The following is a 13939-nucleotide window of genomic DNA, read 5'->3' as shown; positions in this document are numbered from 1 at the left end:
TCAAGAGATTGGGTTTGATGATACTTCAAGAGAACCGATTATTACACAATCTTATTAACACTTCAATTGCAAAGCTGAACCGGTAAGAGGTGATGGTTTAAGCGGAAAATGCTTCAGAACAGCGGTTTCTTTTCATTCAGCTTCTTCGCCCGCAGCAACGCTTCCAGGTAATAATAATCGGCGTAAACCAGCGGCACATCGCGCTCGAACGTCTTCGCGCCCGTGCTGTGCAGGAGCAGAAAACCGTGGTTTTTTCCGACCGGTGAGGCATAGCTTTTCGACAAACTGGCGATGACCTGGTCGGCTTTGGCCCGGTAGTGCGCGTTACCGGAACCGTAGGTACTCAGTTCATACAGTGCCGAAGCCATCACCGCAGCCGCCGAAACATCGCGCAGTTCGTTCGGAATGCCCGGCGCATCATAATCGTAATACGGCACCCGATCGGCGGGCATCCGGGGGTGATCGAGCATAAACCGGGCAATGGCTTCGGCCTGTTTCAGAAACTGCGGATCGTTGGTTTCGCGGTAACAAAGCGTGTAGCCGTACAATCCCCAGGCTTGGCCCCGCGACCAGGCCGACGCGTCGTTGAAGCCCTGGTGCGTGTTTTTCTTCAAAACTTTCCCGGTCAGCGTATCATAATCGACCACGTGAAAGGAGCTGTGGTCGGGGCGGTAATGGTTTTTCAGCGTCGTTTTGGCGTGCGTAACGGCAATCTTGTAGAACGTCGAATCGCCCGTCAGGCGGGTGGCCGCAAACAGCAGTTCCAGATTCATCATGTTGTCGATGATCACCGGACACTGCCAGACCTCCTTGTGGTGGTCCCACGACCGGATGATGCCCGCCGTCGGTTTAAACCGTTTGCTCAACGATTTCGCCCCCTGAATGATGACCTCGCGGTACGCCGGATCGCGCGTCAATCGAAAACCGTTGCCGTAGCTGCAATAGATTTTGAAACCCATGTCGTGCGTACCGGCATTCATCTTCTCGGCTTCCAGGTTGACCGTGTAGAACCGGGCCTGGGTAGCCCATTCTTTTTTACCGGTAAATTCGTAGAGGTACCACAGTTCGCCGGGGAAAAAACCGCTCGTCCAGTCGCGGGCGGGAACAAGCTGCAACGCACCGGCTTCATTCAACGTTCGGGGTGAGACCAAAAGCGGTTTGTTGTTGCCCGGTTTTTTATCGGCAGCGTCTACTTCGCTCAGCATCAGCCGCGTTTGCTGTTCCGCCTGGTCGAATAGGGATTTGATTGAAGAGTTTGGTATGAAGCTAGTCAGCAGACCCAGCAATGCCAGTAGTGAGATGGTTATTTTTTTCATAGGTACGGGGAAATTAAAGCCAGATAAGCGGATTGCGAATGGGTAGGTTCCGCAGCACTTCCTCAACCTGCGGACGATGTTCCAGTTTTTGCCAGGTTGCCAGCCAGGCCGGTTGGTCGAAAACCACGGCCCCAAATACCAGAAACGGATGCGCCACCGGCCAGTCGTTCCAGTACATCACATCGGGTTTCAACGGCCATTCCGCCTTGTTCTGCACAAACGGAACCAGATAAGAAATGCCTTTCTGAATACCGCGTCCGTCGGCGGTCTGGTACGTCCAGAGGTTGTCGGTTTTGGTGGATAAAATCTGACAGATCATCGTCATGGCATCGAGGTTGAACAGCGAATACCCGTACGGTTTGGTCCGGCGAAGTTCCAGCGGAAAACTGCCGTCGGCGGCCATCTGGTCGGGGAGCAGCACGATTTTGTAGCGGTTTCGGCAGAACGCCAGCAGCGAGTCGTTGTTCGTGAGTTTGGCAAATGCCGCCACCTGCATCACCCAGCAGGTGCCGTGGTTGTTCTTCGCATTCATTTCGTCTTTGCCGTACGGATGGGTCGTCAGCCAGGTCAGGTAGTCGGCAAACCATTGGCGTACAGTCGCTACAGATCGTTTATCGCTGCTTCGGGTGGTTTCCATCACCCGCAATCCCTGCGCCACTTCCATCAGGTGAATGGTGTCAATGATGCCGATGCCCCGGCCCGTTGCCCGACCTTTGATGGCCTGGGTGTAGAGCAACGACGGATTCATGCGCGTGGCCGGATCGACAAACCAGGCGTTGAGGTGCCGGAAAGCCTGCCGGACGTAGGTTTCGTCGCGGGTAATGACGTAGGCCGACGCCAGCGCCCCCACCACCCGGCTGAAGCGAATCATGGCCTGGCGGTGGGCCACAAAATTGTCGGGGTTGGTCATGCCGTCGCGCTGGACATACGGCCCCTGGGGATTGGCGGAATCGGGCCACCAGTAGTCACCTTCCGAAAAGAAATCGTGTTTGCCGCCCGCGCTCCGGGGCGAGGTTTGCGCCGTCACGGTGATGGGCTCCTGCTGCATGGCCCAGCGGGCTTCGGCCAGAACGGCGGACTTCAACGTGGACACAACGGCTTTCGGCGGTTTGGGCAACTGTCCATAAACCACCCCTGCCAGCCAGTGGCAGATCAAAACCGGAAAGAGGAGTAACCGTGTTTGCATCGGTATCACTTAAAAAGTACGGACTTGTTTGGCAACCCCGAAACTGGGCTGCCGTACGCGTGAAATCAGAGCAGGATCGAAAGCAAATATAGGAGAAAGGAGACGAGTACGACGATGGACCCGACTTCAGCAATGGATAGAATAAGTCTGTTTTTTCTCACAGGAATCGCTCCTACGGTTTGGAAGTGCAAGTTTAGTTACGTCCAACTTTTTCTTGATAACGTCTAGTGGTCAAATTGGTGGACAAATCGTTCAGGCCGATCAAAAACCGTTCAAAGAGGTGGACAAACCGTTCGATTTAGATTATTCCGACATTTTATAGGCTCCTGGCAATTAATATTGCTTTATGTTTAACCAATCAGCTTTGTCAACCCGATCAACTAGCATGTGGGCGTCGAGGGTACAACCTATTCTACAATTCTAAATCCTATGAAAAAAAACGGTACAAAAGCCAGCCGATGGATCTGGTTCGCCCTGCTGGTGGGCCTGCAGTTTCCAATCCTGCTCATGGCGCAGCAAACCGCCCCGGTTTCGGGGAAAGTAACGGGAGCCAACGGTGAGGCCATTCCCGGAGCCAACGTGGTTGTGAAAGGAACGACCACCGGAACCTCCACCAATGCACAGGGTACGTTTAGTTTGAACGCGCCGTCCAACGGCACGCTGGTCGTTTCGTCGCTGGGGTTCACCTCGCTCGAAGTGAACATCGGTGGTCGGAGCCAGCTTACGATTACGCTGGCCGAAGACCAGAAAGCGCTGGAAGAAGTCGTGGTGGTGGGCTACGGAACGCAGCGAAAAAGCGACGTGACGGGTTCGCTGTCGTCTGTTACGGCGAAAGACATCAAGTCCGTTCCGGTGACGGGCGTCGGGCAGGCTTTGCAGGGCCGGGCGGCCGGGGTGCAGGTAACGCAGGCATCCAATGCGCCGGGCGGTGGGGTAACGATTCGGATTCGCGGGGGCAACTCCATCAATGCCGGGAATGAGCCGCTCTATGTCATCGACGGTTTTCCGGTATACAACGAAAGCGGTGCCAACCTGAACCCGAACGACATCGAGTCAATGGAAATCCTGAAAGATGCGTCGGCGACGGCCATTTACGGGTCGCGGGGTGCTAATGGCGTAGTGCTAATTACGACCAAACGGGGTAAATCGGGCCAAAACCGCATCGAATTTGAGACCTATTACGGCATTCAGCAGGTGCGGAAGAAACTGCCGATGCTGAATGCGACGCAATACGCGACGCTGGTGAACGAAGCCAACACGAATGCGGGCCGGGCGCCGGTTTTCACGGATGCGCAAATCGCCGGTTTTGGCGAAGGCACCAACTGGCAGGATGAAATTTTCCGGGAGGCCCCGATTCAGAATTACCAGTTGACGGCGTCGGGCGGTTCGGACAAAACGCGCTATGCAGTTTCGGCCAATTACCTGAATCAGCAGGGTGTTATCATCAATTCCGAGTACGACCGCGCTTCGTTCCGGTTCAATTTCGATCATAAAATCAACGACCGGTTCAACATCGGAACCAGCCTGAACGTGATCCGGAGCCGCAACAATGCCGTGCCGACGGACGCCGATGGCGGAACGAGCGGAACCGTCGTCTACAGTGCGCTGAACTTCTCGCCGACGCAGCCGGTTCGCAACCCGGACGGAACGCTGGTGGTTTTCAACACGCCCGGCCGGATTCAGATTGGTAGCCCGGTGGCGCAGGCGCTGGGAACGTTCAACAAAACCGTTGGGACGCGGATGATCGGGAGTGTATTCGCCGATTACAAAATCATTCCGGGCCTAACGTTCCGGACGAGCTTCGGAGCCGATGTCAATTATTCCAAACGGAGTCTGTATCTGTCGCGCAATACGGCCACCGGTACGCAACTGAGCGGTCAGGCGTCGATCATCAACAACCAGTCGTCGACCTGGCTGAACGAAAACACGCTGACCTACAACAAAACGTTTGGCAACGTGCATAACCTGACTTTTCTGGCGGGCTACACCATGCAGGGAAACCGGTTCGAGAGCGTCGAGGCCCGTTCGCAGGGATTCGCCAACGACATTCTGACCTACGAAAACCTGGGTTCGGCGTCAACGGCACTGGTGCCGGCGTCGTCGGCCAGCAACTGGCAGCTTAATTCGTACATTGGTCGCGCCAACTACGATTATGCCGGCAAATATTTGCTGACCGCAACGGTTCGGGCCGACGGTTCATCCCGGTTTGGTGCCAGCAACAAATGGGCGGTTTTCCCGTCGGCTTCGGTGGCGTGGCGGTTGTCGGAAGAGGATTTCCTGAAAGGCAATGCCGTGGTTAATGATCTGAAACTGCGGGTGAGCTACGGCCTGAGCGGAAACCAGGAAATTACGCAATACCAATCCCTGGCGACACTGGGAACGCAAAATGCCAACTTCAACAACGGGGTTGTGATCGGCATCGGGCCGTCGCGCGTGGCCAACCCGGATTTGCGCTGGGAAACCACCGCGCAGTTCGATATTGGTGTCGATGTGGGCGTTTTGAATAACCGCATCACGCTGACGGCGGATTATTACAACAAGAAAACGACCGATCTGCTGCTGTCGGTGCCGCTGCCTTACGTTTCGGGGTATGCGTCGGCTCTGCAAAACCTGGGGAGCATCCGCAATCAGGGGGTTGAGCTGGGCATCAATTCCACCAATTTGACGGGGGCGTTCAAGTGGACGACGGCGTTCAACATTGCGGCTAACCGCAACGAAGTGCTGAATCTGGGCGATCAGACGGAATTTGCGTCGGGCGACGCCAGCGGTCACCTCCAGCTTCCGAACTCCGGGCTGGTGCGCGTGGGCGAGCAGATTGGCTTGTTCTACGGTTATAAAACGGACGGTATTTTTCAGACGCAGGCCGAAGTTGATGGATCGGCGCAGAAAACCGCCAAACCCGGTGACCGGCGTTACGTCGATCAGAACGGCGACGGTGCCATCAACGCCACCGACCGCGTGATTCTGGGATATGCCCAGCCGAAACTCTACGGCGGGTTGACCAACACGTTCTCCTACAAAGGCGTCGAACTGAGCATTTTCATGCAGGGAACCTCCGGCAACAGCATCTTCAACATCAACCGCTTTGAGCAGGAGTCGCTGACCGGCGTGAGCAACCAGTCGACGGAAACGCTGAACCGCTGGACGCCGACGAATCCGAGCAACACCATTCCACGCGCCAATGCCGTTGGCAATGCCTACGTGCTGTCGAGCCGCCAGATCGAGGATGGTTCGTATTTGCGGGTGAAAAACATCAATTTGTCGTACACCCTGCCGTCGTCGCTGGTCAGTAAAATCAAGCTGTATAACGTCAAGGTCTACGTAAGTGCACAGAACTGGATTACGTTCACCAAGTACAGCGGTTTTGATCCGGAAGTAAACCGGTTTGGACAAAGTACGCTGAGCCAGGGCAGTGACTACGGGAGCTATCCGGGCAATAAAATGATTCTGGCCGGTCTGAACATTGGACTCTAATCCGACCTTAAATTTTTTGTACGATCATGAAAATCAAACCTATCCTTGCTGTTGCCGCGTTGACTTTCGGGCTGGGAGCGTGTTCGCTGGAAGAAACGCCCCCGTCGTCGCTGGCTCCGGTCAATTTTTATACGAATGCGAACGATGCCACGGCGGCCGTCAATGCCGTGTATGACATCGCCAACCAAGTGGGCGACCAAAGCCGGAATTTCATCATCATGGGTGATTTGCCCTCGGATGATATGGACCCCCTGCTGAACAATGCCGACCGGGTTCAACTCTGGAGTTTCCAGACCATTCCGACCAACAGTGTGGTGACGCAGAGCTGGCAGGTGATTTACCAGGGCGTCAACCGCGCCAACACCGCCATCGACCGGATTCCGGGCATTACGATGGACGAAACACTGAAAAAGCGGCTGATCGGGGAAGCCAAATTCCTGCGGGCCTACTACTATTTTTACCTCGTGCGCTGGTATGGCGGGGTGCCGCTGATGCTGACCGAAACCCAATCGCTGAGTGCCGGGAAAGACGTGGCCCGGGCCAGTGCCGATGAGGTCTATACGCAAATCATCAAAGACCTGACCGAGGCCGAAACGTCGTTGCCGGACAAGTTTACGGGTGCCGATCTGGGTCGGGTTACCGCCGGTGCCGCCAAGTCGATGCTGGCACGGGTGTACCTCACCAAAAAGGATTTTGCGAACGCGCGGGCCAAATCCAAAGAGGTGATCGACAATGCCGCCAAATACGGCTACGGTTTGTTCGACAAGTACATTGACGTATTCGCGATTTCGAATAAAAACGTCAAAGAGTCGGTTTTCGAGATTCAGTTTGTGGGTGGCGGCAGTGGCCAGGGCAGCGGCATGGTGACGTATTTTGCGCCGGAAAATTCGCCCATCACGGGCCGGGGTTTCGGGTCGTTCATTCCGACGATGGACCTGTACAATAGCTTCAAAACCGGCGATAAACGCAAGGAACTGTTCCTGAATTCGTACGTCGACGGGGCCGGAAAAACCGTTAACACCTTCCAGCACTTCAACAAATACGTCGATCCGTCGGCGCGGGCGTTTGGCGATGCCAACAACAACTTCCCGATCATCCGGTATGCCGACGTGCTGATGATGTTTGCCGAAGCCGACAATGAGATCAGCGGCCCCACGGCTGCGGCTCTGGATGCCATCAATCCGGTTCGGCGCCGGGCTTACGGTTTTCCGTTGACCGGAGCTTCTTCCGCCGACTTCACGGCGGCCTTAACCAAAGAGGCTTTCCGGCAGGCGATCTGGGACGAACGGCGCTGGGAATTCAATGCCGAAGGCCACCGCTGGTTTGATCTGGTGCGGACCGATCGGCTGGTGCCCCTGCTGAAAGCCAAAGGAAAAACCAGCATCACCGAAACGCACAAGCTGTATCCCATTCCGCAGCGTGAACGCGATCTAAACCCGAATCTGACACAGAATCCGGGCTATTGAAGCCAATGAATAAGCAGGGATTGCCCCGGAGGGGCTCCCTGTTCATAGAAAATACGTACGAATAGGCGATAAGCTCCGGAGGAGCGTCCTTCTTTTTCAGGACGCTCATGACCGGATTGCTACCAGGCTATTGACAGAGGGCTCCGCTGGAGCCTGATCAACTCTGACTCACATTAACATACTGCTTAGAAAGTGCTCCTTCCAACCCGTAGCTTCAAAACGGATAATGAACATTTTTCGGTAAGGCTTCCACCGCCAGTTTCATCCATTTTCCATTGATTTTGATCACGACGATGTTGTTGTCTTTATCATAGAAGATCGTTCCGTTTTCGCTGTTTTTCAACGCTTCATAATTGACGTGTTTCGCATCTTCGGCATAATTCGTTTCCGCATCCGCCGTCGGTTTTTCCGCCAGCAGATTATCGCGGCCGATGTTGCCCAGCGTCAGCGCATTGGTCATTTTCAGTGAACCGTAGAAAACCGCTTGATCCCGACTGAACAGAAACGAGTGTTGCCGGACATCGGAGCCAATCCTGAACCAGTTGTAAGCCGGTTCGGCGTGGGTATACACCGTGCTGTAATAGTAGAGTTCGGCGACCGGTTTTTCTTCTTCCGTGTGTTTATTGACCAGCATCGTAATGCGGGATTTGTCGTCTTTGGCGTAGCCTTCAAACACGTGATAGCCCCAGCGTTTGCGGTTCCGTTCGTTTTCGTTGCCCCGCACCTGAATCATGTAGGGCGTACTGAGAATCCCGTTGACGGTGGTGTACATTGGCGTGATCTGCGGATTGAAGCCAAAGTTATACCCGCGTTCTTTCCAGCGGTTCCAGGTCGTGTCGATGTCGGACGAAATTTCTACCCGTTTATAAGCCGATTGCTCCGAACCGGGAATGAGTTTCAGGTAATCCGTGCCGTTTGCACCCGTGGAATTTTGGGCATTGGCCCGGTCGGTGAGCAGAATAAAACAGGCGATTGCAAGTGATTTTTTCATAGAAAATACGGAAAAAATGAGTGCTTAATTGATGTTGATGCCCACCATCAGACCCAGCCAGGGTTTCTGGCGGTACACCCACAGGCGGTTGTTGCGGTCGGCCAGATTCTCAAATCCCAGGACCAGCCCCGCCGTAACCCGCTTGTAGCCGAAAATGGTAGCCAGACCATAATTGACTCCCAGTGCCTCATACTCGTCGGTTACACGGCCGGCCGTGTTGAAACCGTTCACCAGCACCGGATCAATGCTCAACACCGTTCCGATCCCGAAACTGAACGACTGGATGTCGGAATGCTGGTCGCGCCGGTAATAAATATTTCGGTAGCGGCCCAGATCGAAGCGAATCCCGGCATACACGCCTACATTCGCACTGGTCGAAAGCTGACCCGGACGCCCGGCTGTCGAAAAGCGGTATTTGAACGGAATTGTAAACAGATCGATGTCAAAGGTGGTCAGTTGGTAATAAAACCAGGGGCTTTTTTCTTCGACGAAATTAACCCGGGGGTTGTAATGTACAAACAGGGTCTTCATCGAATCCGCCTGATCGATCGTTGTCGGATCGTTATCCGAAGCGCGAAGTGTGGTCGATACAAACTCGGCATAAAGCGTATCCTGCTCCTGATAGAGAGCCGCCTTCGCTGGATAGTTCAGCGTCTTTTTGGTAACCTTGCCGTGGGAATCCTGGGTAAAAAAGGTCTGATTCGCCCGCACCCGGAACACCCGGTTTAGTTCGGTAATCTGATAACGCCGGGCTACACTGGCACAACCGGATGCAAAGCCCAGCAGGACAAAAAGGAGAAAGGCTTGGCGGATGCGCATGGGCGGGTAAAGGTGAAAAACAGGAACAAAACCGTCAGAAAGCCAACTTACAAAAAAACAGATTGTTTTTAGGCCCGGCTTCGCGCTGAAGTCAATTCCATACTATTTTTTTCTATCGTAATATTGCGATTAATAAAAAGCCTGTTACCTTTGCGACATGGGACTCACCAAAACCGAAATATTTTCTGACCAGCAAAACCGGATCGCCGACCTGGCCAAAGCCTTTGCCCATCCCGCCCGGGTGGCCATCCTGCAAGTGCTGATTGCAAAAAAAGCCTGTGTCTGTGGCGATCTGGTAGACGAATTGCCGCTGGCACAACCCACGGTTTCCCAGCATTTGAAGGAACTGAAACGCATCGGAATCATTAAAGGCGAAATCGATCCGCCCCGCGTGTGCTATTGCATCAACGAAACCGTTTGGGAAGAAGCCCGGCAAACGTTTGGCACCCTGCTGGATTCATTCGTGCCTGCGACCTGTTGCTAAAACCAGCGTCGCTCTTTTTTTACCTGAATCAATCGTAATATTGCAATAAACAAATCAATAAACGTAAACATGGAAACGGCTGAACAACTAAAAGAAATCGTGCGCCAGACCTACGGCGCTATTGCCGAAGGGGGGCAGTCTGAAGCGGCTGGCTGCGGGTGTGGTCCTACATCGTGCTGTGGCCCCTCGAATGACGTGCCCATCACCATGGCCGTTGGCTACGACGGATTGAACGGCTACGTGGCTGAAGCCGATCTGGGGCTGGGCTGTGGCCTGCCGACGCAATTTGCGCAGATCAAACCCGGCGACGTGGTGGTCGACCTGGGCTCAGGAGCGGGCAACGACGGCTTTGTGGCCCGGGCCGAAACCGGCGAAACCGGCCGGGTGATTGGCCTGGACATGACGCCGGCCATGATCGACCGCGCCCGCCGGAACGCCAAAACGCTGGGGTATACCAACGTCGAGTTTGTGTACGGCGACATCGAAGACATGCCGCTGCCCGACAATCTGGCCGATGTGGTGGTGAGCAACTGCGTGATGAACCTGGTTCCCGACAAGCAGAAAGCGTTTTCCGAGACGTTCCGGATTTTGAAGCCCGGCGGTCATTTCAGCATTTCGGACATTGTGCTGAAAGGCGATTTGCCCGCGGGCGTCATCAAGGATGCCGAATTGTATGCGGGCTGTGTGTCGGGCGCTATCCAGAAAGATACCTATTTGCAGATTGTTCAGGAAGCCGGTTTTACCGGGATCATCCTGCAAAAAGAACGCGAAATTATTCTGCCCGACGAACTGCTGCAAAACTACCTGACTGCGGACGAAATCGCTGACTACCGCCAGCAGGACAAAGGTATCTACAGCGTTACGGTTTATGCCGAAAAACCTACCGTACCGGTTGTCGAATTGGCCCCGGCAGCGACCAATGCCGCTGCCTGCTGCGGACCCGACTGCTGCAATTAGTTTTTTAACAACGCGTTCAATGCTGAAAATGATGGCTTTATCAATTGAAAATGCCCGCCCGGAAGACCGGGAAGCCGTTATGGCGCTGTTGCAGCAGGCGGAGTTGCTGACCGATGATTTGCCACCCGAACTACCCGGTTTTGTGATTGCGAAAGAACAGGAAATCGGCGTTGGCGTGGCCGGTCTGGAACGTTTCGGAACCGTGGCGCTGCTGCGTTCCGTGGCCGTTGATCCGCAGTACCGGGGCCGGCAAATCGCTGCGCAACTGGTTGACCGGCTGCTGGAAACCGCCAAAGCCGATGGGTTGGCCGATGTCTATCTGATCACGACCACCGCCGACCGCTATTTTGAGCGGCACGGTTTTCAGCCCATCGACCGGCAGGACGTACCTGAAGCGATTCAGCAAACGCAGCAGTTCAGTGATCTCTGTCCGTCTTCAGCCATTGTGATGAAGCGAACCGTAAACGACAATGCCGCATGAACACCCCCCGCCTTTCGTTTCTCGACCGGTTTTTAACGCTGTGGATTTTCCTGGCCATGCTCACCGGCGTGGGCATCGGCTACTTTTTTCCGCAGTCGGAAGGCTTCATCAACGGGTTTAATTCCGGTTCGACCAACGTGCCGCTGGCCATCGGCCTGATTCTGATGATGTATCCGCCCCTGGCGAAGGTGCGGTATTCCGAATTGCCCTCCGTGTTTGCCAATACCAGAATTCTGGGGCTGTCGTTGCTGCAAAACTGGATCGTTGGCCCGTTGCTGATGTTTTTTCTGGCGGTGATCTTCCTGCCCGACAAACCCGACTACCTGACCGGTTTGATCCTGATCGGGATTGCCCGCTGCATCGCGATGGTCATCGTCTGGAACGATCTGGCGGGGGGCGACCGGCTCTACGCGGCCGGTCTGGTGGCTTTCAACAGCATTTTTCAGGTGCTGTTCTATTCGCTTTACGCCTACGTTTTCATCACCGTTTTGCCGCCCTGGTTTGGTTTACAGGGCTTCACGGTCGATATCACGATTGGCGAAGTGGCGCAGAGTGTTTTTATTTATTTGGGCATTCCGTTTCTGGCCGGTTTGCTGTCGCGGCTGATTCTGACGCGCGTTTTCAGCCGCCAGTGGTACGAAGGGACGTTTTTACCGGACATCAGCCCGCTGACTCTCATCGCCCTGCTGTTCACGATTGTGGTGATGTTCAGCCTGAAAGGAAAACTGATCGTTTCCATTCCGCTCGATGTGCTCCGGATTGCCGTTCCGCTGACGATCTATTTTGCCATCATGTTTTTTTCGGCCTTCTACCTGTCCAAACGGGCCGGTGCCGATTACGCCAAATCCACCTCGCTGGCTTTCACGGCCGCCGGGAACAACTTTGAGCTGGGTATCGCCGTGGCCATTGCGGTGTTCGGCATCGACTCCGGGGCCGCTTTTGCCGCCGTCATCGGCCCGCTGATCGAAGTGCCGGTGTTGATCCTGATGGTCAACTTTGCGCGTAAACAGAAGAATGCATTTGGAATTTCCTCCCAAAAGCCGTCCCCAAAAACCGTATGAAAATTGCCCTGTTTTCCGACATCCACGCCAACCTGCCCGCTCTGGAAGCGGTTTTAGCCGACATCGACCGTCAAAAACCGGACGCCGTGTATTGCCTTGGCGATTTGGTGGGCTACAATACCTGGCCCAACGAGGTGATCGCCGAAATCCGCCGACGGAACATTCCGACCATTGCCGGTAATTACGACTACGGCATCGGCCGCTCGTCGGACGATTGCGGGTGCGCCTACAAAACCGACGACGAAAAAGCCAATGGCAAGGTTTCGATTGCCTACACCAACAAAACCGTAGGTGACGACGAACGGGCGTATCTGCGGACGTTACCCACCCACCTTCGCGTCGAGTTTGAATTGGGCAACGATCCGGAACACCTTTGGCAGAAGCAAACGCCGGTTTCCCTGTTGCTGGTACACGGCAGTCCCCGGCGCGTCAACGAATACCTGTTTGAAGATCGCGGAGACCGCAGTCTGGCGCGCGTTCTGGAAGGTGCCAGCGCTGATATTCTGTGTTTTGGCCACACGCACAAACCGTATTACAAAGTGGTGAACGCGCTGGGCGAAGACGAAACGCCGTATTACCGGCACGCCATCAACATCGGTTCCGTCGGCAAACCCAAAGACGGTGATCCGCGTGCGGGGTACGTTTTGCTCACGATCGACGAAACCGCCCGGCCCGGTTCTGCCGAAGGCGTTCACGTCGAGTTTGTTCGGGTGCCCTATGATGTGGAACGGGCGGCTCTGGCCGTTGAGCAGAGTGAATTACCGGACGTGTATGCCCAGGCGTTGCGGTTGGCGAAATGAGTAAGAACGCTTGTTTCCAGTCGTATGTCTGGTACAATCAAACCTGACCTACGGCCGGGAGAATCTCTACGTGACGGTATTTTCCCGTTACTACCGAGGCCGTTTCCCAAGGCACTCACCAGAGCCAGAGGAGCCGAACGGGCTTAAGGCTTTTTCGTGCATGAAATGATGAACTGGGCCGAAAAGATGTGTTTTAAACCCGGAATTTTTTCCAGAAAAGGCTGTAAGAAATAGATCACCTTGGCAGGGCCGGTTGGGAAAAAGAACGGGACGTAACCCACATATTTCCACGCATCAACTTGTCCGCCCGCATTGCGTATCCAGCGTTTCAATTCCCATTCGAAGAACGATTGTTCTTCGTGTTCGATGTGGTATTGGGACGTTTTTTCGATGACTTTCAGAACGGGATTGTTGCCATTCGGTTCCATGATAATCAGGTGGTCGGCGAGCCGAAATGCATTGGTGATGGCTTTTTGCTGATCGGAAAGGTGGTGGAGAACGCCCCGAATGACGGCTACATCGTATTTTTTAGCTGGAACCGGCAACTGGTTGTCCAGCAAATTAATGGTATCAAACTGTACCGATGGGTAATTTTTTCGGGCGATTTGTATGGCCGAAGCAGCAGGGTCAAAGCCGTGAACGTTCAAATGCGGGAAGTTTTCCTTGATATTATTCGTGTACATGCCGTCGCCACAACCAATATCCACCAGGGTTTTGTAGTGCGGTTTGATGAGCTTGAAGATCTCATCCGAAATGCGTTTGTTGGCAACATGCGACGAAAACTGCGCATTGGTGGTGTAGAGAAATCCGCCATTTTCGTTCACATTCCGGTTGAACTCCTGGACGTTTTTTTTTCAGCGTCGTATTCATGGTGATGGAGGTTAGATGGAGAAAAGTAAAAATG

The 13939-nt window shown here is 54.4% G+C and carries 12 protein-coding genes; 7 read left to right on the top strand and 5 right to left on the bottom strand.

Annotated elements, in window-relative coordinates; translation table 11 throughout:
- Nucleotides 1–113: 113 nt before the first annotated feature.
- Both F0P93_RS21485 and F0P93_RS21480 read right to left on the bottom strand, forming a co-directional pair.
- Nucleotides 114–1316: a glycoside hydrolase family 88 protein gene (locus tag F0P93_RS21485; protein WP_150879746.1), complete on the bottom strand. Its 1203-nt coding sequence runs from the start codon at nucleotides 1314–1316 to the stop codon at nucleotides 114–116.
- Nucleotides 1317–1329: 13 nt separating this feature from the next.
- Complete coding sequence (locus F0P93_RS21480; RefSeq protein WP_150879744.1) at nucleotides 1330–2502, bottom strand: alginate lyase family protein; 1173 nt, start codon at nucleotides 2500–2502, stop codon at nucleotides 1330–1332.
- Nucleotides 2503–2931: 429 nt separating this feature from the next.
- Between F0P93_RS21480 and F0P93_RS21475 the strand changes: the two genes are divergently transcribed.
- Together F0P93_RS21475 and F0P93_RS21470 are read left to right on the top strand one after the other, a co-directional pair.
- Nucleotides 2932–5976, top strand: coding sequence for a SusC/RagA family TonB-linked outer membrane protein (locus F0P93_RS21475; RefSeq protein ID WP_150879742.1), 3045 nt, complete (start codon nucleotides 2932–2934; stop codon nucleotides 5974–5976).
- Between the two features lie 26 nt (nucleotides 5977–6002).
- Nucleotides 6003–7442: a RagB/SusD family nutrient uptake outer membrane protein gene (locus F0P93_RS21470; protein ID WP_150879740.1), complete on the top strand. Its 1440-nt coding sequence runs from the start codon at nucleotides 6003–6005 to the stop codon at nucleotides 7440–7442.
- A 214-nt stretch (nucleotides 7443–7656) separates the two neighbouring features.
- Here the strand turns inward: F0P93_RS21470 and F0P93_RS21465 are convergent, their stop codons facing one another.
- Nucleotides 7657–8433, bottom strand: a complete 777-nt coding sequence (locus F0P93_RS21465) for a hypothetical protein (RefSeq protein ID WP_150879738.1) — start codon at nucleotides 8431–8433, stop codon at nucleotides 7657–7659.
- Between the two features lie 24 nt (nucleotides 8434–8457).
- A complete protein-coding gene (locus F0P93_RS21460; RefSeq protein ID WP_150879736.1) occupies nucleotides 8458–9252 on the bottom strand; it encodes a hypothetical protein in 795 nt (264 codons plus the stop codon).
- Nucleotides 9253–9409: 157 nt separating this feature from the next.
- Between F0P93_RS21460 and F0P93_RS21455 the strand changes: the two genes are divergently transcribed.
- The 5 genes from F0P93_RS21455 (at nucleotide 9410) to F0P93_RS21435 (ending at nucleotide 13035) form a co-directional block, all read left to right on the top strand.
- Nucleotides 9410–9736 (top strand): ArsR/SmtB family transcription factor, encoded by a 327-nt coding sequence (locus tag F0P93_RS21455; RefSeq protein ID WP_150879734.1) that lies wholly within the window; start codon nucleotides 9410–9412, stop codon nucleotides 9734–9736.
- Nucleotides 9737–9805: 69 nt separating this feature from the next.
- On the top strand, nucleotides 9806–10693 hold the full coding sequence (locus tag F0P93_RS21450; RefSeq protein WP_150879732.1) for an arsenite methyltransferase: 888 nt from the start codon (nucleotides 9806–9808) through the stop codon (nucleotides 10691–10693).
- A 28-nt stretch (nucleotides 10694–10721) separates the two neighbouring features.
- Nucleotides 10722–11174 (top strand): arsenic resistance N-acetyltransferase ArsN2, encoded by a 453-nt coding sequence (gene arsN2 / locus F0P93_RS21445; RefSeq protein WP_225309585.1) that lies wholly within the window; start codon nucleotides 10722–10724, stop codon nucleotides 11172–11174.
- A complete protein-coding gene (gene arsB / locus F0P93_RS21440; RefSeq protein WP_150879730.1) occupies nucleotides 11171–12235 on the top strand; it encodes an ACR3 family arsenite efflux transporter in 1065 nt (354 codons plus the stop codon). Before arsN2 ends, arsB begins: the two co-directional genes overlap by 4 nt.
- On the top strand, nucleotides 12232–13035 hold the full coding sequence (locus F0P93_RS21435) for a metallophosphoesterase family protein (RefSeq protein WP_150879728.1): 804 nt from the start codon (nucleotides 12232–12234) through the stop codon (nucleotides 13033–13035). Before arsB ends, F0P93_RS21435 begins: the two co-directional genes overlap by 4 nt.
- Before the next feature lie 143 nt (nucleotides 13036–13178).
- Here F0P93_RS21435 and F0P93_RS21430 read toward each other — a convergent pair whose 3' ends face one another.
- Nucleotides 13179–13859, bottom strand: a complete 681-nt coding sequence (locus F0P93_RS21430; protein WP_150879726.1) for a class I SAM-dependent methyltransferase — start codon at nucleotides 13857–13859, stop codon at nucleotides 13179–13181.
- Between the last annotated feature and the right edge of the window lie 80 nt (nucleotides 13860–13939).

Origin of the sequence: Larkinella humicola, assembly GCF_008727875.1 — a bacterium.
Taxonomy (GTDB): domain Bacteria; phylum Bacteroidota; class Bacteroidia; order Cytophagales; family Spirosomataceae; genus Larkinella; species Larkinella humicola.
Note: the sequence above shows the minus strand (reverse complement) of the source record. Positions and strands in the feature narration are given on the sequence as shown.